The sequence below is a fragment of the Caballeronia cordobensis genome (genome assembly GCF_001544575.2).
GTDB classification, from domain to species: domain Bacteria; phylum Pseudomonadota; class Gammaproteobacteria; order Burkholderiales; family Burkholderiaceae; genus Caballeronia; species Caballeronia cordobensis.
Map to the genome: position 1 here is coordinate 606,016 of NZ_FCNY02000001.1, position 20,589 is coordinate 626,604.

The 20,589-nt window shown below is 64.5% G+C and carries 19 protein-coding genes; 15 read left to right on the forward strand and 4 right to left on the reverse strand.

Annotation, left to right across the window (positions count from 1 at the left end; all coding sequences use genetic code 11):
• Positions 1-138: 138 nt before the first annotated feature.
• A complete protein-coding gene (locus AWB70_RS02850) occupies positions 139-489 on the forward strand; it encodes a hypothetical protein (protein WP_200826394.1) in 351 nt (116 codons plus the stop codon).
• Here AWB70_RS02850 and AWB70_RS02855 read toward each other — a convergent pair.
• Positions 486-1,565 (reverse strand): alkene reductase, encoded by a 1,080-nt coding sequence (locus tag AWB70_RS02855; RefSeq protein WP_053567211.1) that lies wholly within the window; start codon positions 1,563-1,565, stop codon positions 486-488. The genes AWB70_RS02850 and AWB70_RS02855 overlap by 4 nt on opposite strands.
• 127 nt (positions 1,566-1,692) lie before the next feature.
• A complete protein-coding gene (metK, locus tag AWB70_RS02860; RefSeq protein WP_014192741.1) occupies positions 1,693-2,880 on the reverse strand; it encodes a methionine adenosyltransferase in 1,188 nt (395 codons plus the stop codon).
• A 243-nt stretch (positions 2,881-3,123) separates the two neighbouring features.
• Between metK and AWB70_RS02865 the strand changes: the two genes are divergently transcribed.
• The 12 genes from AWB70_RS02865 (at position 3,124) to AWB70_RS02920 (ending at position 16,224) form a co-directional block, all read left to right on the forward strand.
• Positions 3,124-4,008 (forward strand): lipid A biosynthesis lauroyl acyltransferase, encoded by an 885-nt coding sequence (locus tag AWB70_RS02865; protein ID WP_014192740.1) that lies wholly within the window; start codon positions 3,124-3,126, stop codon positions 4,006-4,008.
• A gap of 61 nt (positions 4,009-4,069) precedes the next feature.
• Complete coding sequence (gene dapF / locus AWB70_RS02870) at positions 4,070-4,942, forward strand: diaminopimelate epimerase (protein WP_053567210.1); 873 nt, start codon at positions 4,070-4,072, stop codon at positions 4,940-4,942.
• A gap of 16 nt (positions 4,943-4,958) precedes the next feature.
• On the forward strand, positions 4,959-5,678 hold the full coding sequence (locus AWB70_RS02875) for a DUF484 family protein (RefSeq protein ID WP_014192738.1): 720 nt from the start codon (positions 4,959-4,961) through the stop codon (positions 5,676-5,678).
• A 2-nt stretch (positions 5,679-5,680) separates the two neighbouring features.
• On the forward strand, positions 5,681-6,622 hold the full coding sequence (gene xerC, locus AWB70_RS02880; RefSeq protein WP_053567209.1) for a tyrosine recombinase XerC: 942 nt from the start codon (positions 5,681-5,683) through the stop codon (positions 6,620-6,622).
• Between the two features lie 51 nt (positions 6,623-6,673).
• Positions 6,674-7,873: a class I SAM-dependent rRNA methyltransferase gene (locus AWB70_RS02885; protein WP_045451566.1), complete on the forward strand. Its 1,200-nt coding sequence runs from the start codon at positions 6,674-6,676 to the stop codon at positions 7,871-7,873.
• Between the two features lie 108 nt (positions 7,874-7,981).
• Entirely contained in the window at positions 7,982-9,058 is a 1,077-nt protein-coding gene (locus AWB70_RS02890) for a CobW family GTP-binding protein (protein WP_053567208.1), read from the forward strand.
• 567 nt (positions 9,059-9,625) lie between these two features.
• The gene (gene dksA, locus AWB70_RS02895) at positions 9,626-10,042 is read left to right on the forward strand and encodes an RNA polymerase-binding protein DksA (protein ID WP_008352366.1); all 417 of its coding nucleotides are present in this window, start codon (positions 9,626-9,628) and stop codon (positions 10,040-10,042) included.
• Between the two features lie 363 nt (positions 10,043-10,405).
• Entirely contained in the window at positions 10,406-10,942 is a 537-nt protein-coding gene (gene hslV / locus AWB70_RS02900) for an ATP-dependent protease subunit HslV (RefSeq protein ID WP_014192734.1), read from the forward strand.
• A gap of 12 nt (positions 10,943-10,954) precedes the next feature.
• Positions 10,955-12,298, forward strand: coding sequence for an ATP-dependent protease ATPase subunit HslU (gene hslU, locus AWB70_RS02905; protein ID WP_014192733.1), 1,344 nt, complete (start codon positions 10,955-10,957; stop codon positions 12,296-12,298).
• A gap of 324 nt (positions 12,299-12,622) precedes the next feature.
• Positions 12,623-13,705 (forward strand): bifunctional DNA-binding transcriptional regulator/O6-methylguanine-DNA methyltransferase Ada, encoded by a 1,083-nt coding sequence (gene ada, locus AWB70_RS02910; RefSeq protein WP_053567207.1) that lies wholly within the window; start codon positions 12,623-12,625, stop codon positions 13,703-13,705.
• A gap of 207 nt (positions 13,706-13,912) precedes the next feature.
• Positions 13,913-15,532 carry a glutamate--cysteine ligase gene (gene gshA, locus AWB70_RS02915; RefSeq protein ID WP_053567206.1) on the forward strand — a complete coding sequence of 540 codons (1,620 nt, stop codon included), beginning with the start codon at positions 13,913-13,915 and terminating at the stop codon, positions 15,530-15,532.
• A gap of 134 nt (positions 15,533-15,666) precedes the next feature.
• Positions 15,667-16,224, forward strand: a complete 558-nt coding sequence (locus AWB70_RS02920; protein ID WP_041730855.1) for a hypothetical protein — start codon at positions 15,667-15,669, stop codon at positions 16,222-16,224.
• A gap of 7 nt (positions 16,225-16,231) precedes the next feature.
• Here the strand turns inward: AWB70_RS02920 and AWB70_RS02925 are convergent, their stop codons facing one another.
• Together AWB70_RS02925 and AWB70_RS02930 are read right to left on the reverse strand one after the other, a co-directional pair.
• Positions 16,232-17,794, reverse strand: a complete 1,563-nt coding sequence (locus AWB70_RS02925; protein ID WP_053567205.1) for a DHA2 family efflux MFS transporter permease subunit — start codon at positions 17,792-17,794, stop codon at positions 16,232-16,234.
• 109 nt (positions 17,795-17,903) lie between these two features.
• Complete coding sequence (locus AWB70_RS02930) at positions 17,904-18,401, reverse strand: MarR family winged helix-turn-helix transcriptional regulator (RefSeq protein ID WP_045451550.1); 498 nt, start codon at positions 18,399-18,401, stop codon at positions 17,904-17,906.
• A gap of 207 nt (positions 18,402-18,608) precedes the next feature.
• Here AWB70_RS02930 and AWB70_RS02935 point away from each other — a divergent pair, with 207 nt between their 5' ends.
• Entirely contained in the window at positions 18,609-18,884 is a 276-nt protein-coding gene (locus tag AWB70_RS02935) for a hypothetical protein (protein ID WP_045451548.1), read from the forward strand.
• A gap of 173 nt (positions 18,885-19,057) precedes the next feature.
• Positions 19,058-20,587, forward strand: coding sequence for an efflux transporter outer membrane subunit (locus AWB70_RS02940; RefSeq protein WP_053567204.1), 1,530 nt, complete (start codon positions 19,058-19,060; stop codon positions 20,585-20,587).
• The last annotated feature ends 2 nt before the right edge of the window (positions 20,588-20,589 follow it).

Genomic DNA, 20,589 nt, shown 5'->3' on the forward strand with positions numbered 1-20,589 from the left:
CCCGGTAATGATGCTTGTGTAAATTGGCCGCGACAGTTCGGTGCAACTTGCTGAATCACTTCGAATCGAATGCCTTGATCGCTATTTTTGAGACGACTATCGTCGAGTTTGCATCCACGCAACCGACCTCCCGCTGACATGAACCACCGAATCGCTATCGGCCTTACCCGCGCCGCTGCACGCGCGGCGCGTCCTGCCCGCCGCGGCATGATCCGCGCGCTGCGCCATCATTCCGCGCGTACGCAGGCGCTCACCGAGCAATTGAAGAACGTGCATCCGGTCGACGGCATCCGGTCGTGGTTCCGCGGTTTCTTCTTCAACCTGCGCGTGCGCACGGCTTCGCGCCGCGTGTCGCTGCAGGCGCTGCTGCGCCGTCCGATGCAGTTGCGCGCGCCCGCGCCCAAGCCGAAATCCGCCGCGCTGACGAGCCGCCGCCCGCGCCGCCTGTCGACGAGCAGCGCCGGCTGGTACGCCTTCGCCGCGCGCTAATCGAGCGTCGGATAATCGGTATAGCCGTGCTCGCCTCCGCCGTTGAGCGTGGACGGATCGGCTTCGGCGAGCGCCGCGTTCGATCTCAGCCGCTCCACTAAATCCGGATTTGCGATGAACGCGCGGCCGAATGATACGGCATCGGCGTCGCCGCGTTCTATTCGCGCATTTGCTTCCTCCGCCGTGCCGCCCTCTCCCGACGCGACGATCGCGCTATCGCATGCATCGCGCAGGGCGTGGCGCAGCGCGTCGTCGGCATCCGCGAGATCCACGTAGGCAATGCCGATGCGCTTCAGTTCGCCCGCCAGATACGCTGACGACGCCAGCGCTTCGGCATCTTCGATATCCGCGCCGGTGAACGACGGCGACAGCCGAATGCCGGTGCGATGCGCGCCGATCACGCCCGCCACCGCCTCCAGCACGTCGACCACAATCCTCATGCGGTTCTCGACGCTGCCGCCGTACGCGTCGGTGCGCCGGTTCGAGCCGGTCGCGATGAACTGATGCAGCAGCCCGCCGTTCGCGGCGTCGATTTCGATCAGGTCGAAATCCGCGCGCACGGCGCGATGCGCGGCATCGACGAACTCAAGCAGGACATGCGCGATTTCGCCGGTTTCGAGCGCGCGCGGGTCGTCGGCGTCGATGAAACCGTGCGTGCCGTCGTCCAGCATCACGAGCACCTGCGCGTGTCGCGCGCGGATCGCGGACGGCGCGACGGGCGGCGAGCCGTCGTCGCGCAAGCGCCGGTGCGACAGGCGTCCCGCATGCGACAACAGCGCCGCGATGCGCCCGTGCCGCGCATGCACCGCACCGACGACGCTCTTCCAGCCCGCCGCCTGTGCGTCGGAATGGATGCCCGGCGCGGCCCAGCCGCCCTGACCTTGCCGCGAAACGTGCGCGGGCTCGGCCACGATCAGCCCGGCGCTCGCGCGCTGCGCATAGTAATGAGCGTTCATTTCGACGGGCACGTCGCCGGGTTGCGACGCGCGATGGCGCGCGAGCGGCGCCATCACGACGCGGTTGCGCAGTTCGAGATTGCAGATAGTGACGGGAGAAAGGAGCGTGTCGTACGACATGGCGGCTCCGCGCGATCGGTTGTGCCGATGCCCTATGCCGCAAGAAATGCGCCGCAAAAAATGCGCCGCAAAAAAAAACGGCAAGCGCGCGGCTTGCCGTTTTTCTGATTGGCGACGAACGTCGGCGTTAAGCGACGCTCGCGACCGGTTCCGTACCAGCCGCTTCCGCCAGGACAAGCGCCTTGTCGGTGGCTTCCCACGAGAATTCCGGCTCTTCGCGGCCAAAGTGGCCATACGCTGCCGTCTTTTCGTAGATCGGACGCAGCAGGTCGAGCATCTGAATGATGCCCTTCGGACGCAGATCGAAATGTTCGAGCACGAGCTTCGTGATCTCGGCATCCGACACGCGGCCCGTGCCGAACGTGTTGACCATCACGGAAGTCGGGCGCGCCACGCCGATAGCATACGAAACCTGGATCAGCGCACGCGAGGCGAGCCCCGCCGCGACGATGTTCTTCGCGACATAACGGCCAGCGTAGGCCGCCGAGCGGTCGACCTTCGACGGATCCTTGCCCGAGAACGCGCCGCCGCCGTGCGGAGCCGCGCCGCCATACGTATCGACGATGATCTTGCGGCCCGTCAGACCGCAGTCGCCCTGCGGACCGCCAATGACGAAGCGGCCCGTCGGGTTCACCAGGAACTTGATGTCGCCCTTGATGAGATCCTTCGGCAGCGTCGGCTTGATGACTTCTTCGATCACCGCTTCGCGCAGTTGCGGCAGGTCGATATCCGGCGAATGCTGCGTGGAGAGCACGACCGTGTCGATCGAGTGCGCCTTGCCATCGACGTAACGCACCGTGACTTGCGACTTCGCGTCCGGGCGCAGCCACGGCAGACGGCCGTCGCGGCGCAGGTTCGCCTGGCGCTCGACGAGGCGGTGCGAAAGGTGGATCGGCAGCGGCATCAGCTCGGGCGTTTCATCGCACGCGTAGCCGAACATCAGGCCCTGGTCGCCCGCGCCCTGATCGAGGTTGTCGTCATGCGCCTTGTTCACGCCTTGCGCGATATCCGGTGATTGCTTGTCGTAAGCGACGAGCACCGCGCAGCCGCGGTAATCGATGCCGAAGTCGGTGTTGTCGTAGCCGATGCGCTTGATGGTGTCGCGCGCGATCTGGATGTAATCGACATTGGCCGTGGTCGTGATTTCGCCCGCGAGCACGACGAGACCGGTGTTGCAGAGCGTTTCCGCCGCGACGCGCGAATATTTGTCCTGCGACAGAATGGCGTCGAGGATGGCGTCGGAGACTTGATCGGCGACCTTGTCCGGGTGGCCTTCGGAAACAGATTCGGAGGTAAAGAGATAGTCGTTCTTCACGCTTCAGACTCCAGTTGGTTACGGTTTTTATTCACGTAGCCGACTTCGTTTGGAGTCTGAAGCGGCGACGCTTTAGCGGATACCTTCTCCGGTTGGCAGCTTCGTGCTGCCGGCCGGCTTCGCCCCGCAAGTTGTCCATTAACTCGGCGAAGGTTCTATTATACCGGCTTCCCTGAATTTCACAGAATCGACCCTTTTGGCTTATCTGGTCCCGCATCGTTCATCCGCACGCCGGAGCCGCTCATGCTAGGGCGCATCGGCATCGCGCTCGCCATCGGCTTTCTCAAGTTCCTGGCGCTCATTCCGTATGGCATCACCGCCCGTTTCGGCGACGGCCTCGGCTGGCTGCTCTATCAGATTCCGAGCCGCCGCAAGCGCATCGTGCATACGAATCTGAAACTGTGCTTCCCCGAGTGGAGCGACGAAAAGCGCGAGGACATCGCGCAGAAGCACTTCCGCCACGCGATCCGCAGTTACGTGGAGCGCAGCGTGCAATGGTTCGGCTCGGCGAAAAAGCTTGAAAAGCTGATCCAGCTGGACAGCGCTGTCGATCTCTCCGATCCCGATCTGCCGCCCACGCTCTTTCTCGGATTTCACTTCGTCGGCATCGAAGCGGGCTCGATCTTTCTCAATTACTCGCTGCACCGGCAGTGCGGCTCGCTGTATCAGCCGTTTTCGAATCCGCAGATCGAAGAACTCGCGAAGACGCAGCGCGCCCGCTTCGGCGCCGACATGGCGAGCCGCGCCGACAGCGCGCGCATCGTGCTGCGCTGGCTGCGCGACCGCAAGCCGGTGATGCTCGGCGCGGACATGGATTACGGCATGCGCAACTCCACGTTCGTGCCGTTCTTTGGCATTCCCACCTGCACGCTGACGGCCGTCGGCCGGCTCGCGAAAACGGGCAAGGCGCAGCTCGTGCCGTTCATCGGCGAGGTGCTGCCGAACTACAAGGGGTATCGGCTGAAGATTTTCGAGCCGTGGGAGAACTACCCCACCGGCGACGACGAAGCCGATGCGCGCCGCATGAACGCGTTTCTCGAAGAGCAGATTCCGCACATGCCGGAGCAATACTATTGGGTTCACAAGCGCTTCAAGACGCGGCCGCCCGGCGAGCCGGGGTTTTATTGAGGCCCGATCGACGCGCAAGCGGCGCGAAATCCCGCGCCGCAGGTCACATACAATAGCGGCCATGAAACTCAAATTCACCAAGATGCAAGGCGCGGGCAACGACTTCGTCGTGCTCGACGGCTACTCGCAGGCGCTCGATCTCAGCGCGGAACAGGTGCGCGCGCTCGCGAACCGTCATTTCGGCGTCGGCGCGGATCAACTGCTGCTCGTGGAAAAGCCGACGATCGAAGGCGTCGACTTCAAATACCGCATCTTCAATTGCGATGGCGGCGAGGTCGAGCACTGCGGCAACGGCGCGCGCTGCTTCGTGAAGTTCGTGCGCGATCGCGGTCTGACAAACGCGTCGAGCGTGCGCGTGCAGGTGCAAAACGGCGTCATCACGCTGTCGGTGCAGGAGAACGGCGAAGTCGTCGTCGACATGAGCACGCCGGTGTTCGATCCGCCGCACGTCCCGTTCGACGCGCAAGCACTCGAAGGGCGTCGCCAAGGCCACGACACGCTCTGGCCGCTCGACGTGAGCGCAGAGACGCGCTGGATTTCGGCCGTCTCGATGGGCAATCCGCACGCCGTGCAGACCGTCGAAGACGTGGAAGCGTATCCGGTGCTGACCGAAGGTCCGCTGATCGAGCGTCACGCGCGCTTTCCGAAGCGCGTGAACGCGGGTTTCATGCAGATCGTCGATCGTCAGACGGTCAAGCTGCGCGTCTACGAGCGCGGCGCGGGCGAAACGCTCGCGTGCGGCACGGGCGCGTGCGCGGCGGTGGCCGCGGGCATCCGCCGCGGTCTGCTCGATTCGCCCGTGCGCGTTCATACGCACGGCGGCACGCTCACGATTTCCTGGGACGGCGCGCGCGACGAATCCGCCGCGCTTTTCATGGCCGGCCCCGCCGCGACCGTGTTCGAAGGCGAAATCGAGCTCGATCGCATCGTTTAAACGCAACCACGTCATCATGAATCCACGCGAAGTCGCCGACTACCTGCTCGACAACCCCGATTTCTTCGCCGAGCACGCGGAGCTGCTCGGCGCCATCCGGCTCTCGAATCCGCACGGCAAGGCGGCCGTGTCGCTGCAAGAGCGTCAGATGGAAATGCTGCGCGACAAGAACAAGCAGCTCGAACGCCGTCTCGCCGAACTGCTGCGCTACGGCCACGAAAACGACAGCATCTCGTCCAAGTTCAACCGCTGGACCGTGCGCGTGATCGCGCAGCGCGATCCGTACGCGCTGCCCGCGACGATCAGCAAAGGCCTGTGCGAAGTCTTCGACGTGCCGCATGCCGCGCTGCGCGTGTGGGATATCGACGAAGCGTATCGGCAGGCGGATTTCGCGCGTCAGGTCGGCGAGGAAGTGCGCATTTTCACGAGCAGCCTCGCCGCGCCGTATTGCGGCGTGAACACGGGCTTCGCGGCCGCGCAATGGCTGGGCGCCGCGAACTCGGCATCGGCGACGGTCGCGCCGAGCGATGGTCCGTCGGACATCGATCGCAAGGTCGAGTCCGTTTCGCTGATCGCGCTGCGCGACCCGCAGGCCGGCCCGGATGCGCCGAGCTTCGGCCTGCTCGTGATGGGCTCGCCCGATCCGCGCCGCTTTCACGACGGCATGGCGACCGACTTCCTCACGCAGATCGGCGCGCTCGCGAGCGCGGCGCTGTCGCGCCTGCTGCCGCACTGAACATGAACGCCGCCGCCGACGCCCCGAAGGTAGTGCCCTCCGCGGATGCGATCGCCGACTATCTCGCGATGCTGGAGCATCAGCGGCATCTGTCGGAGCATACGCTGCGCGGCTACACGCACGAACTCAGCGAACTGCGCGCGCTCGCGAAAGACCGTCCGCTCGAAACGCTGACCGCGACGGATATTCGCGGCGCGGTCGTGCGCGCGCACGCGGCGGGGTTGTCGTCGCGCTCGATCGCGCATCGGCTGTCGGCATGGCGCGCGTTTTATCGATGGCTCGCCGAGCGCATCGAGTTGCCGGCGAATCCGGTCGCGACGGTGCGCGCGCCCAAGCGCGAGAAGACATTGCCGAAGGCGCTTTCCGTCGATCACGCGCAACAACTGATGGACGCGCCGCGCGCCGATACGACCGAAGGGCTGCGCGATCAGGCGATCCTCGAACTGTTCTATTCGTCGGGCTTGCGGCTCGCGGAACTGGTAAGCCTCGACGTTCGCCATTTCGAGAAATCGGTCAGCTGGCTCGATATCGAGAACGCCGAAGTTCACGTTCGCGGCAAAGGCAGCCGCGAGCGCAAGGTTCCGGTCGGCAGCAAGGCGATCGACGCATTGCGCGCGTGGATCGCGGTGCGCGGCGAGTTCGTCAAGCTCGACGCCCAGGCGCTTTTCCTCTCGGTGCGCGGCAACCGCATGTCGCCCGGCGTGGTGCGCGAGCGCGTGAAACGGCTCGCGCTGCTGGCGGGCATTCCGTCGAACGTGCATCCCCACGTGCTGCGCCATTCGTTCGCCACGCACGTGCTGCAATCGAGCGGCGATCTGCGTGCGGTGCAGGAACTGCTCGGCCACGCGAGCATCACGGCCACGCAGGTGTACACCTCGCTCGATTTTCAACATCTCGCCCGCGTCTACGATGCGGCGCACCCGCGCGCGAAAAAGCGCGATTAACTTGCGCGAGCGCCGTTTTCGGTCTGTCGTCGGCGCCGCTTCCGGATTGCAATGAACACCATCACGCTCAAACCGGCGAAGGACAAGTCGCTCGTTCGCCGCCATCCGTGGATTTACGCCAACGCCATCGCGCGCATCGACGGCGATCCCGCAGCGGGCGCGACCGTCGTCGTGCGCGCCGCCGATGGGCGCTTTCTCGCGCGCGCCTCGTACAGTCCGCACTCGCAGATTCGCGCGCGCGTCTGGTCGTTCGACGAAGCCGAGCCGATCGATCACGCGTTCTTCAAGCGGCGCGTGCAGCGCGCGGTCGCGCACCGGCAGACGATGGTGAAAGGCACCGGCGCCACGCGTCTCGTCTTCGGCGAGGCGGACGGCCTGCCCGGCCTGATCGTCGATTACTACGTCGCGGACGACGGCACGCACGCGCAACTCGTCTGCCAGTTCATGGCGACGGGCGTCGAAGCGTGGAAAGAGGCCATCGTGCAGGCGCTGATTGCCGCGACCGGCTGCCCGAACGTCTACGAGCGCTCGGATGTCTCGATCCGCCAGAAGGAAGGCCTCGAACAGACGACGGGCGTGCTCGCGGGCGACGCGCCGCCCGAGACGTTCATCGTGGACGAATGCGGCGTGCGGCATCACGTCGATGTGAGAAACGGCCACAAGACGGGCTTTTACGTCGATCAGCGCGACAACCGCGTGCTCGTCGCGCAGTACGCCGCCGGCCGCGACGTGCTGAACTGCTTCTGCTACACGGGCGGTTTTTCGCTCGCCGCGTTGAAAGGCGGCGCGACGCGCGTCGTGTCCGTGGATTCGTCCGGCGATGCGCTCGCGCTCGCGCGCGAGAACGTCAAGGCGAACGGTTTCGACGCGGACAAAGCCGACTGGCTCGACGCCGATGCCTTCAAGACGCTGCGCCGCCTCTACGACGAAGGCCAGCGCTTCGACCTGATCGTGCTCGATCCGCCGAAGTTCGCGCCGTCGAAGGAAACCGTCGATCGCGCCGCGCGGGCGTACAAGGACATCAATCTGAGCGGTTTCAAGCTGCTGCGTCCGGGCGGGCTGCTCTTCACGTATTCGTGCTCAGGCGCGATCGATGCGGATCTGTTCCAGAAGATCGTCGCGGGCGCGGCGGCGGACGCGCGCGTCGATGCGCGGATTCTCAAGCGCCTCGGCGCGGGCGTCGATCATCCGCTGCTGACGGCGTTTCCGGAAGGCGAATACCTGAAAGGGCTGCTGTTGCAAATCGCGTGACCGGCCCAAAGTACGCGGAATTCCCGCGCGAACGGCGCGAGCGGCACCGGCTTGACAAATATGTTTCAATAATCGATTCAGCGCACAGACAAGGACACAGGCGACACCATGATTCCCGTAACCATCCTGACCGGCTTTCTGGGCAGCGGCAAGACCACGCTGCTCAAGCGCATCCTGAACGAGCAGCACGGCATGAAGATCGCCGTGATCGAGAACGAGTTCGGCGAAGAGAACATCGACAACGAAATCCTCGTGCAGGAAACGAACGAGCAGATCATCCAGATGAGCAACGGCTGCATCTGCTGCACGATCCGCGGCGATCTGGCGCGCGCGCTCGAAGACCTCGCGAACCGCAACAAAGCGGGCACGCTCCAGTTCGACCGCGTGGTGATCGAAACGACCGGTCTCGCGAATCCGGGCCCGGTCGCGCAGACGTTTTTCATGGACAACACCGTCGCTGACGAATTCCTGCTCGACGCGATCATCACCCTGGTCGACGCGAAACACGCCGATTCGCAACTGGATCAGCACGAAGTCGTGCAACGTCAGGTCGGTTTCGCGGACCGCCTGTTCGTCACGAAGTCCGATCTCGTTTCCGCCGACGAACTCGACGCGCTCAAGCATCGCCTGCTGCACATGAACCCGCGCGCGGCGATCAAGGTCGTGAATTTCGGCGATGCGGACATCAAGGAAATCTTCGATCTGCGCGGTTTCAACCTGAATTCGAAGCTCGAGATCGATCCGGATTTCCTCGCGGAAGACGATCACGATCACGACCATGCGCATGGCCACGACCATGAGCACGACCACGATCATTCGACCTGCGGCCACGATCACAGTCATGATCACGAGCACGGACATCACCATCATCACGCGCATCACGACGACAAGATCAAGTCGTTCGTGTACCGCAGCGACAAGCCGTTCGATCCGAACCGCCTCGAAGATTTCCTCGGCGGCATTCTGCAGATCTATGGCGAGCGCCTCTTGCGCTACAAGGGCGTGCTTTACATGAAGGGCGTCGATCGCAAGGTCGTGTTCCAGGGCGTGCATCAGATGATGGGCAGCGACCTGGCCGGCAAATGGATGCCGATCGAGAAGAAGAACAGCAAGATGGTGTTCATCGGCATCGAGCTGCCGAAAGACCTGATCACCGACGGACTCGACGCCTGCCTCGTGAAGTAAATCCGGCACGCATCTCGCTTGAATTGTGCGACTCGCGCGGGAGCAAAGTCGCACGCAGGAACAAAACGCCGCCGCGAGTCGTTCGTGCGCGGCGTTTTTCACGATCGGACTTTCGATGCGCGTATGTAGCCGCGCCCACGAACCGACATCGCTTTTTGCACGTCCAGGCGTTATATTTTTGAAATTCCGGCGCGAATTGACAGGGTTTTCCGTGGGTTTCGTCGGAAATTGCGGTTCAGTTACAATACAGCCCCACTGGAGAAGGGCAGTTCCGCTGATGGCGCGTCTTCGGGCTCGTCCGCGGGATGTTTAGGAGAAGGGATGTCCCGTCGGGACGATGCCTCGATTTGCCGGGGGAAGGCAAATCAAGTCAAAGCACCGGGGCCGGAATTCCAGGGCCATGCGAAAACCGCCTGGGCCTGTCCGGAGCATCATCCAATATCGGTTTCCAGAGGAGTTCGGCCCCGCATCGGCGTGTCGCGCAGCACCGCGTACCGATGCGCTGCATGCGGGTAACGCAAGTGCGGGCGTTGCGAAGACATCGCCCTACATTGAAGAAGCAAGCAGATGACAACGAAACTCTTGACCGAAGCCGAAATCCTGAAGATGAGCGAGAAGGACTACATGAACGAGGATCAACTCGCCTTCTTCAAGAACCGGCTCGAACAGTTGCAAGCGGACATTCTGAAGAATGCCGGCCAGACGACCGAAAATCTGCGGGAAACGGTGATCGTGCCGGACCCGGCGGATCGCGCGACCATCGAGGAAGAGCACGCACTGGAACTGCGCACGCGCGACCGCGAGCGCAAGCTTCTGAAGAAGGTGCAGCAGTCTCTCGCGCGCATCGAGTCCGGCGACTACGGCTGGTGCGAAGAGACCGGCGAACCGATCGGCATTCCGCGCCTGCTCGCGCGCCCGACGGCCACGCTCTCGCTCGAAGCTCAGGAACGCCGCGAACTGCGTCAGAAGCTGTTCGGCGACTGATCTCGCCGCCGGCCGGCGTCGTGCGGGATCGCCCGCCACGGGGAAGACGCCGCCGCAAAAAGCTGCGCGAAGGCAGTCGCATCAAGGGAAAGGCACACATCGACGTGTGCCTTTTTGCTTTTCTGGCGTGTTTTTCGTGGGCCTCGGGCGAAGCATCGGCGGCCTACGCCTTGATAAATCTTCCATCGCCCTAAAATGAGCCGGACGCGCCCCGCAAAAGCATCAATGCGGCGGGCGCGAGCGCGGCGCCGTCCGCCCGAAGCCTTAGGCCGGGCGGAACCCCGCGCCGTGCACTCCATCGAATTCTCGACTGCGCGGCGGACTTTCATCGCCACGCATCGTCTGTTTATCCAAGGAACGCACATGGAACAATTTCACGGCACGACCATCGTCTCCGTGCGCCGCGACGGCAAAGTCGCGCTGGGCGGCGATGGTCAGGTGACGCTCGGCAACATCGTCATGAAAGGGGGCGCGAAGAAAGTGCGCCGCATCTATGGCGGCAAGGTGCTGGTCGGCTTCGCGGGCGGCACCGCCGACGCGTTCTCGCTGCTCGACCGCTTCGAGGCGAAACTCGAAAAGCATCAGGGCAACCTGACGCGCGCCGCCGTCGAACTGGCGAAGGACTGGCGCACGGACCGCATGCTGCGCCGGCTCGAAGCCATGCTGATCACGGCGGACAAGGACACGACGCTCGTCATCACCGGCAACGGCGACGTGCTCGATCCCGAACACGGCATCGCCGCGATCGGCTCGGGCGGCGCGTATGCGCAGGCAGCGGCGCAGGCGCTCATCGAGAACACCGACCTCGCTCCGCGCGATATCGTCGAAAAGGCGCTCACCATCGCCGGCGACATGTGCATCTACACGAACCACAATCGCGTCATCGAGACGATCGAGTAAAGGAACCCAGCGATGACCACCATGACTCCCTCCGAAATCGTCTCCGAACTGGACAAGCACATCATCGGCCAGGGCCGCGCGAAAAAGGCCGTGGCTGTCGCGCTGCGCAACCGCTGGCGCCGTCAGCAGGTCGCCGAGCCGCTGCGCCAGGAAATCACGCCGAAGAACATTCTGATGATCGGGCCGACGGGCGTCGGCAAGACCGAGATCGCGCGGCGTCTCGCGAAGCTCGCGGACGCGCCGTTCATCAAGATCGAAGCCACGAAGTTCACGGAAGTCGGCTATGTGGGCCGCGATGTCGACAGCATCGTGCGCGATCTGATCGAAATTTCGGTCAAGCAGACGCGCGAATCCGAGATGAAGAAGGTGCGCACGAAGGCGGAAGACCGCGCCGAGGACCGCATTCTCGATATCCTGCTGCCGACGGCGCGGCCGGTCGGCTTCAGCGCATCGTCCGACAGCGTGCCGGCTGAAGGCGACAACGCGACGCGCCAGACCTTCCGCAAGCGTCTGCGCGAAGGCGCGCTCGACGACAAGGAAATCGAGCTCGACGTGGAAATGCCGCAGGCCGGCATGGACATCATGGGGCCGCCGGGCATGGAAGACATGACCGAGCAGATTCGCTCGATGTTCGCGAATATCGGCGGCGGCAAGAAGACGCGCCGCAAGGTGAAGGTCAAGGAAGCGCTCAAGCTGCTCACCGACGAAGAAGCCGGCAAGATGCTCAACGACGAAGAGGTCAAGAGCCGCGCGGTGCAGAACGTGGAGCAAAACGGCATCGTGTTCCTGGACGAGATCGACAAGATCGCGTCGCGCAGCGAAACCGGCGGGGCCGAAGTGTCGCGCGCGGGCGTGCAGCGCGACCTGCTGCCGCTCGTCGAAGGCACGACCATCAACACGAAATACGGGATGATCAAGACCGATCACATCCTGTTCATCGCGAGCGGCGCGTTTCATCTCGCCAAGCCGAGCGATCTGATTCCCGAACTGCAAGGGCGTTTCCCGATTCGCGTGGAACTGGATTCGCTGTCGGTCGAGGACTTCGAAGCGATCCTGAATGCGACCGACGCAAGCCTCGTCAAGCAGTACAAGGCGCTGCTCGCGACGGAAGGCGTCGATCTGGATTTCGCGCAGGACGGCATCCGGCGTCTGGCGGAAGTCGCGTACTCGGTCAACGAAAAGACCGAGAACATCGGCGCGCGGCGCTTGTACACGGTGATCGAAAAGCTGCTGGAGGAAGTGTCGTTCGCGGCGGGCAATCATGCGGGCCAGCCGGTGCGCATCGACGCGGCGTACGTGGACCGCGCGCTCGGCGAAGTGGCGCAGGACGAAGATCTGTCCCGCTACGTGCTGTAACGGCATCGGCAGCGTGCACACGGAACCGGGCGTCGCCGCCCGGTTTTTTTACGCCCTCGCGTTTCGTACAGGCGAAAAAAAGCCCGCCTAGGTGGGCGGGCTGAATCCATATCAGGAGGAGACATGGAGGAGACAGTTCCAACTATACACAGGCGCTTGATGCGACGCAATAGAAATTTTAGTAAAAACCCCTATAGCGTCGAGGTGTGGTATCTGCGCGTCACTTTTCGGATTTTGCCTAGCGATGACACCGCAAGAATCGGCGCGTAACCTCGATAGCGCGGCTCTACAGTGGTCCCGTACCCACGAGCCATCGAGGTCGTCATGAAAACCGCATTGAACCCCACTTTCGCTTCCGACGAAGGCCGCTGGCAGGCCGTCCAGGACCGCGACCCGCGCGCCGACGGCGCCTTCTTCTTCGCCGTGCGCACGACCGGCGTGTTCTGCCGGCCATCGTGCGCGTCGCGGGCGCCGCGCCGCGAGAACGTCGAATTCTTTGCGACGACCGATGCCGCCGAGCACGCCGGTTATCGCCCGTGCAAACGCTGCCAGCCGACGAGCCTGCCGCGCGAGCTCGCCATCGTCGAGCGCGCCTGCAAGGTGCTCGACGCCGATCCGCAACAACGCATGACGCTCGCGCAGTTGAGCGAAGCCGTCCACGTGAGCCCGTTTCATCTGCAACGGCTGTTCTCGCGGATCGTCGGCATTTCGCCGCGGCAGTATCAGGCGGCGCAGCGCGCGGGCGTGCTGCGCGACGCGTTGCAGCGCGGCCGCGATGTCACGCGCGCGACGCACGACGCCGGATTCGGCTCGCCGTCGCGCATGTACGAAGCGGTGCCCGCCGAGCTTGGCATGACGCCGTCCGAGTACAAGCGCGGGGGCGCGGGCCTCACGGTGCGCTACGCCACCGCCGATACCCCGCTCGGCGCCGTGCTCGTCGCTGCGACGGACAAAGGCGTGTGCAAGATCGCGTTCGGCGACGAAGCGCCCGCGCTCGTCGAGCAGCTTGCCGCCGATTTCGCGCAAGCCAGGCGCGTCGAGGACGCCGCGAGCATGGAGCCGTTCATCGCGCAGGTTCGCGCGTATCTGCAAGGCACGCGCGAGCGCGTCGACTTGCCGCTCGACATCGGCGCGACCGCGTTTCAGCGGCGCGTGTGGGACGCGTTGCGGCGCATCCCGTACGGTCAGACGCGCAGTTACACGGAGATTGCCGAGTCGCTCGGCTCGCCGCGCGCGGTGCGGGCGGTCGCGAATGCGTGCGCATCGAATCCGGTCGCGCTCGCGATTCCGTGTCATCGCGTGATTGGCAAGGACGGTGCGATCGCGGGTTATCGCTGGGGCGCGCCGCGCAAGGAAGTGCTGCTCGAAACGGAGCGCGCGCACCGCGAATCCGACAAGGTTGCCTGACGCCCGAACGCTCGCCGTCATCGCGACGCGCGAGCGCTTCCCATCCCTCGCGAGCCGTTCACAGCGGCTCCGGCAAATCTCCTGAAAAGCCCGCAAACCCTTGCTGTTTCTGGGTGCAAGCGCGCCTGACACCGAAATGTTAAAGTGCCCGCTACCCTAAAAATACGACCGCGCGCACGCCGCTCGCGCTCCTCGCAGAACGCTTCAATGTCAAACAAGAATCCCGCACACCCCAAGGCCGGCGCATTCGAGCGCAGGCTTGCCGCGCTCGCGTCGGGCCCGCACGCCGACGCGTTGCGCCACGGCTTGCGCGGCATCGAAAAAGAAAGCCTGCGCGTGACGCCGCACGGCAAGCTCGCGATGACGCCGCATCCGCGCGCGTTCGGATCGGCGCTGACGCATCCGCTCATCACGACCGATTACTCCGAGGCGCTCGTCGAGCTCATCACGCCGGCCGAATCGGATGTCGCGGTGACGCTCGATTCGCTCGATACGCTGCATCGTTTCGCGTACGCGCACATGGGCGACGAGTTGCTCTGGAATAACTCGATGCCCAATTCGCTGCCGCCGGAGGACGAAATTCCGTTCGGCTATTACGGCACGTCGAACATCGGCACGCTGAAGACGGTGTACCGGCGCGGGCTCGCGCTGCGTTATGGCCGCACGATGCAATGCATCGCCGGCATCCACTACAACTATTCGCTCAACGAAGCGGTGTGGCGCGCGTGGCAGGCGCTCGACAACACGAGCACGCTGTCGGCGCAGGACTTCCAGTCGGAACGCTACTTCGCGCTGATCCGCAATTTCCGCCGCACGAGTTGGCTGCTGATGTATCTGTTCGGCGCGTCGCCGGCGCTGAACAAGCGCTTTGTCGAAGGCAAGGCGCATCATCTCGAATCGTTCGACGCCGACACGTTCTATCTGCCGCACGCGACCAGCCTGCGCATGAGCGATCTCGGCTACACGAACAATCCGGCGCAGGCGGACCTGCTGCCGAGCTACGACGACCTCGACGCCTATCTCGACGTGCTCGCCAAAGCGGTGAGCCAGCCTTACGCGCCCTACGAAGCCATCGGCACGCAGCGCGACGGCGAGTGGGTGCAGATCAACACCAACGTCCTGCAGATCGAAAACGAGTTCTACTCGACGATCCGTCCGAAGCGCATCACGCACTCGGGCGAACGTCCGCTGCATGCGCTGGCCGAGCGCGGCGTGCAGTACATCGAAGTGCGCTGCCTCGACATCGATCCGTTCGTGCCGACCGGCATTTCGCTCGAAACCGCGCGCTTTCTCGATGCGTATCTGCTGTATTGCGCACTCGAAGACAGCCCGCTCTTGCCGCGCGAGGCGAGCATCGAGGCGAATGGCAATTTCAGCGCGGTGGCGAAGGAAGGACGCAAACCGGGTCTTGCGCTTCAGCGCGACGGCGCGAGCGTGCCGATGCGGCAATGGGCCGAAGAACTCTTCGATGCCATCGCGCCCGTCGCGAAGACGCTCGATGCACTCCACGGCCACGACGACCACTCGCGCGCGCTCGCAGCGCTGCGGCCGCGCATCGCGGATGCGTCGCTCACGCCGTCGGCCCGCGTGCTTCAAATCATGCGCGAGCAGCACCAGTCTTTCGACGACTTCGCGCTCGAACTCAGCACGCGTCACGCGGAAGACTTTCGCGCGCGTCCGCTTTCCGTGGACGAAGAGCGCGCGATGGAAGAGCTCGCCGCGAAATCGCTCGTCGAGCAGACGGTGGTCGAAAGCCGCGACACCGAAACCTTCGATGCCTTCGTTGCCGCTTATCAGGTCTACAAACTGAACGCCGCGAGCGCCTGACGCAGATTTTTCCGCGCTCGCGGTTTTCGCGAACGGCAAGTTTTTCCGGTTGTGCAACAGTGGGAAACGCACCGCAACATCATCGGCTGAGTGAGGTCAAAATGTTGCCGAGTTTTTCGACGATCGGGGGAGCAATGATTAAGAAGTTCTTCGGCGCGGCCGCGCTGGGGGCCGCGTCGCTCGCAGTGTTGAGCGGCTGCGCGGTGCAGGACCAGGTCAGCAGCACGACGATGGAACAGGCCACCGCGCCGCTCACGTGCATGAGCAAGGCCGAATGCGACGCCTGGTGGGCGCGCGCGCAAGTCTGGGTGACGAACCACTCGGAGTACAAGCTCCAGACCATCACGGATTCGATCATCCAGACGGCGGGACCGTCGAGCGGCAAGCGCGCGCTCGCGTATCAGATCACGAAGACGCCGACCAACGAAGGCACCGCGACCATCGGCTTCGCGGCGCACTGCGAGCATCCGCTCGGCTGCGAGCCGAATCCGTGGCAGGCGGGCGCGGACTTCAAGCAGTTCGTGCGCAACGGTCCGGGGCTTCGCAAGACGGCGACGCCGCAGGCCGGCGTTTCGCCCGTCGCGCCCGCGCCGGCTCCGGGCGGCGTGCAGGTCAGCCCGCTCGATCAGCCCGCCCCGCTCAATCTGGAAAGCCAGCCGGGCCAGTCGGTCACGCCGCTCGCGCCGCAGTGACGCCGGATCAATGTCCCATCGAGGCTGACGCGCCCTTCTTCGGCCGCGTCAGCCAGACCATCGCCGCCAGCACGAGAAACGCATAGAAGGAGATGCGGAAGAAGTCGTTGGTCGACATCATGTACGCCTGCGCCGACACGACGCGATCCAGTTGCGCCGTCAGCGCCTGTCCCGACAGTCCCAGTCCTGAAAGCAGATCCGAATAGGCCGTCGTGCCCGCCGAATACGGCGTCACGGATTCGGTGAGACGCGCGTGATGGCGGATCATGCCGTTCTCCCAGAAGGTCGTGCTCACCGCCGTGCCGATCGCGCCCGACAAGGTGCGCAGAAAGTTCGACAGCCCCGCCGCGCCCGCGAGCCGTTCGTCGGAAACGCTGGAGAGCGTGATCGTCGTCATCGGCACGAAGAAGCACGCGACGCCGATGCCCTGAATCAGACGCGGATAGATGATCTCGTGGAACGGCGTGTCGAGCGTGAACGTCGAGTTCCAGTGCGACACGAACGCAAACGTGATGAACGCGAAACTCGCGATCACCCGCAGATTGAGCCGATGCATGTTCTGCCCGATGAGCGGCGACAGCACCAGCGCGAGAATGCCGACCGGCGCGGTCGCGAGACCCGCGAGCCACGGCGTGTAGCCCAGCACGGTTTGCAGCCAGAGCGGCAGCACGACCACCGAGCCGAAGAACGCGAGAAAGCCGAGCGACGTGATGAGCACGCCCATCGCAAAATTGCGGTCGCGGAACAGCGAGAGGTCGATCACCGGTTCCTTCTCGGTCAACTCCCACGCGAACATGAAGGCGAGCGACACCGCCGAGACGATCGCCAGCGTCACGATGAGGTTCGAGCTGAACCAGTCGTGATCCTTGCCGAGGTCGAGCATCATCTGCAAACACGCGACGCCGATCACGAGCAGCGCAAGGCCGACGGCGTCGATGCGCTGCTGCGTGGTCTTGGTTTCGTGGCCGCGCAGGAGGAAATACGCGATCGCCGCCGAAAACATCCCGATCGGCACGTTGATGTAGAAGATCCACGGCCAGGTGAAGTTATCGGTGATGTAGCCGCCCATCACGGGGCCGAAGATCGGCGCGACGATCACGGTCATCGCCCAGAGACCGAGCGCGAGGCCACGTTTTTCGGGCGGATAGCTGCGCATGAGGATGGTTTGCGAGAGCGGGACCATCGGGCCGGAGACGAGGCCTTGCAACAGCCGGAACGCAATCAGCGATTCGAAGTTGTGCGCGAGCCCGCACAGCGCGGAGGCGATCGAGAACAGCAGCACGGAGATCGTGAACAGTTTGACCTCGCCGACGCGCCGCGCGAGCCAGCCGGTCAGCGGCACCGCAATCGCGGACGCGACCGAATACGACGAAATGACCCACGTGCCTTCGCTCGTCGCGACGCCGAGGCTGCCGGAGATGGTCGGAACGGCGACGTTCGCGATCGACGTGTCGAGCACCTCCATGAAGGTGCCGAGGGCGAGGCCCATCGTGAGCAAGGCGAGGATGCCGCCCTTGAGCGGTAACGGTGCGGGCGGCGAGGCGGGCGCGCTCGTCGTGGATGCGGACATGTTCGGTTCTCCGGTGCTCGAAGCGCGCGTTACGCGCGAGCGTTTTCTTGTCGGGGCATTCTCTGCTCAGGCAGTGAATATGGCGCAAAGAATTGCCTGGTTTCTCGGATTAATCAGATGGTTCTTCGTCTATCCCGCAGGGCGCGCAGTCCGCCATCGGCGTATTGCCGATGATGCGCGCGAGCATCGCGATCAGCAGATCCAGCTCGGCGCGGCTGAAACCGTGCAACTGCTCGTTGAGCATCGCCGCGCCGATGGCGGGAAGACGGCTCGCCGCATCGCGCCCGCGCGCCGTCAGACTCAGTTCGACGATGCGCCGGTCAGCCTCGCTGCGCGCGCGGCTGACGAAACCCTTCTTCTCGAGCCGGTCGAGCATACGCGTCATCGATCCGCTGTCGTAGGACATCTCGCGCGACAACTCCAGCGGCGTGCGCGCCCGCCCCGACGCCAGCATCATGATCACGCCGATTTGCGGCGACGTCAGATCGAGCGGTTTGAGCGCCTGATCGGTTCGCATGACGAGCACGTTGCGCGCCTTGGCGAGATAGTAGCCGAGGCTGGTTTCGAGTTGAATCGTGTCGGGATCGTAAAGCGGTTCGCTGTTCATGCCACGTCAATCGTACGGATGATGCACGCTTGCGACACTCGGTCGCGTTTCGCAAAGGCAACAACTGCTGAAAAGCAATCAGCAGTATCTTGAAAAGTAGTTGCTCAGTCAATATTATTCTATGCAACGAGTTACGCGCACGATGCGCCGCCCGCAACCATGTTCTGATCGCCAGCCGCGTCGTTTCGACGCCCGAAGGACCCACCCATGACCCGCTTTGCCCGCACCGCCCGCCGACGCATCGGCCCTATCGGCAGCATGATCGCCAACGCTTCCCGTCACTTCGTCCCGGCGAAGTTGAGTTCCTGGAAACTCGCGTTGTATGTGATCGTGTTCCTGCTGCCGGGCGGATCGTTCGCGGTGCTGGGCATGGGATGGTTCGAGAACCGGCATCGGCGGCGCAATTCGGCCTCCGCTGCCGGGTCCAAGCAGGCATCCGCGCGGCCGCTGCTTCGCCCGCCGTGCACGGACGGCGCGCCGTAACGCGTCGTAACCGATACGTCCTGCCGCGTAACACCCGCCTTACGGCGAGCCCGTTACGCTAACGTCTGCCTGACGCGCGCCTCACATCGGCGCGCGCCGCGTTCCGTTACCATCTCGGCTTCGCCCTCCGTCGCATCGATCGGAGCCGCGCCGACAGGAATTCCGACAAGCAGATGCCGTATCGCCCCGCCCTTCCCGCCTCCGCTCCCGCCGCCATGCGCTGCCTGACTGCCGCCGTGCTCGCGATGTTCATCGCGGGCTGCGCCGTCGGGCCCGACTATCAGCGCCCCGCCACCGCCGTTCCGGCCAGCTACAAGGAAGCGCCCGATGGCTGGAAGGTCGCGCAGCCCGCCGACCAGACCGACCGCGGCGCGTGGTGGACCATCTACAACGACACGCGCCTCGACGATCTTGAAGCGCAATTGAATCAGTCGAACCAGAGCATCGCGCAGTTCGCGGCGGCTTACCGGCAGGCGCGCGCGCTCGTCGGCGAAGCGCGCGCGGCCTATTTCCCGGTAATCGGCGCGTCGGCGTCGGCGTCGCGCGCGGGAACGGGCGCGGGCAACCGCTCGACCAGCAGTTCCAGCTTCGGCCAGCAAGGCTCGGTGAACAACCAGTTCAGCCTCGCGCTCGACGCGAGCTGGGAGCCGGACCTGTGGGGCAGCGTCTCGCGCACGGTCGCCGGTCAGAAGGCGGGCCAGCAGGGCGCCGCCGCCGATCTCGCCAACGCGCGTCTCTCCGCGCAGGCCACGCTCGCGCAGAGCTACTTCCAGTTGCGCTCGCTGGACGCCCAGCAAAAGCTCCTCGACGAGACCGTCGCGGCTTACCAGCAGTCGCTCAAGCTCACGCAGAACCAGTATGCGCAAGGCATCGTCGCGCGTTCGGACGTGATTCAGGCGCAAACGCAGCTGCAATCCGCGCAGGCATCCGCCATCGACAACGGCGTCGCCCGCGCGCAGTTCGAGCACGCGATTGCGGTGCTCGTCGGCGAGCCGGCGTCGACGTTCTCGATTCCGCCGATCCCGCTCGACGCGACGCCGCCCACCGTGCCCGTGCAAATGCCGTCGGCGATTCTCGAGCGCCGTCCCGATATCGCTTCGGCGGAGCGGAAGGCGGCGGCGGCGAACGAGCAGATCGGCATCGAAATGGCCGCGTATTTCCCCACGCTCACGCTCTCGGCGCAAGGCGGCTTCGAAAGCTCGGTGCTGTCGCAATTGCTGCGTGCGCCGTCGCGCTTCTGGACGCTCGGACCGGACATCGCCGCGACGATCTTCGACGGCGGCCTGCGCGCCGCGCGCACCGAAGCCGCGCGCGCCGCCTATGACCAGAACGTCGCGACCTACCGGCAGACGGTGCTCACCGCGTTCCAGGACGTCGAAGACAATCTCGCGTCGCTGCGCATTCTGGAGAAGGAAATCGTGGTGCAACAGCAGGCCGTCGAGTCCGCGCAGCAGGCGCTTGCGATCATCAACAATCAGTACAAGGCGGGAACGGTCGCGTTCATCAACGTGCTGACCGCGCAAACCACGGCGTTCACCGCGCAGCAGAAGCTCGCGAATATCGCGGGGCAGCGCATGGTGTCGTCGGTGGGACTGGTGAAGGCGCTCGGCGGCGGCTGGGACGTCGCGCAGATGGATCGCGAGACGGGCGGCGTGGAAGCGCCCGCGCCCGCTTCGGGTCCGGCGCAAACCGCCAGCCGCTGAGT

Coding starts and splice junctions, on each gene's coding strand:
- AWB70_RS02850 (WP_200826394.1), top strand. CDS start 139: ATGAACCACCGAATCGCTATCGGCCTTACCCGCGCCGCTGCACGCGCG.
- AWB70_RS02855 (WP_053567211.1), bottom strand. CDS start 1,565: ATGTCGTACGACACGCTCCTTTCTCCCGTCACTATCTGCAATCTCGAA.
- AWB70_RS02865 (WP_014192740.1), top strand. CDS start 3,124: ATGCTAGGGCGCATCGGCATCGCGCTCGCCATCGGCTTTCTCAAGTTC.
- dapF (WP_053567210.1), top strand. CDS start 4,070: ATGAAACTCAAATTCACCAAGATGCAAGGCGCGGGCAACGACTTCGTC.
- AWB70_RS02875 (WP_014192738.1), top strand. CDS start 4,959: ATGAATCCACGCGAAGTCGCCGACTACCTGCTCGACAACCCCGATTTC.
- xerC (WP_053567209.1), top strand. CDS start 5,681: ATGAACGCCGCCGCCGACGCCCCGAAGGTAGTGCCCTCCGCGGATGCG.
- AWB70_RS02885 (WP_045451566.1), top strand. CDS start 6,674: ATGAACACCATCACGCTCAAACCGGCGAAGGACAAGTCGCTCGTTCGC.
- AWB70_RS02890 (WP_053567208.1), top strand. CDS start 7,982: ATGATTCCCGTAACCATCCTGACCGGCTTTCTGGGCAGCGGCAAGACC.
- dksA (WP_008352366.1), top strand. CDS start 9,626: ATGACAACGAAACTCTTGACCGAAGCCGAAATCCTGAAGATGAGCGAG.
- hslV (WP_014192734.1), top strand. CDS start 10,406: ATGGAACAATTTCACGGCACGACCATCGTCTCCGTGCGCCGCGACGGC.
- hslU (WP_014192733.1), top strand. CDS start 10,955: ATGACCACCATGACTCCCTCCGAAATCGTCTCCGAACTGGACAAGCAC.
- ada (WP_053567207.1), top strand. CDS start 12,623: ATGAAAACCGCATTGAACCCCACTTTCGCTTCCGACGAAGGCCGCTGG.
- gshA (WP_053567206.1), top strand. CDS start 13,913: ATGTCAAACAAGAATCCCGCACACCCCAAGGCCGGCGCATTCGAGCGC.
- AWB70_RS02920 (WP_041730855.1), top strand. CDS start 15,667: ATGATTAAGAAGTTCTTCGGCGCGGCCGCGCTGGGGGCCGCGTCGCTC.
- AWB70_RS02925 (WP_053567205.1), bottom strand. CDS start 17,794: ATGTCCGCATCCACGACGAGCGCGCCCGCCTCGCCGCCCGCACCGTTA.
- AWB70_RS02930 (WP_045451550.1), bottom strand. CDS start 18,401: ATGAACAGCGAACCGCTTTACGATCCCGACACGATTCAACTCGAAACC.
- AWB70_RS02935 (WP_045451548.1), top strand. CDS start 18,609: ATGACCCGCTTTGCCCGCACCGCCCGCCGACGCATCGGCCCTATCGGC.
- AWB70_RS02940 (WP_053567204.1), top strand. CDS start 19,058: ATGCCGTATCGCCCCGCCCTTCCCGCCTCCGCTCCCGCCGCCATGCGC.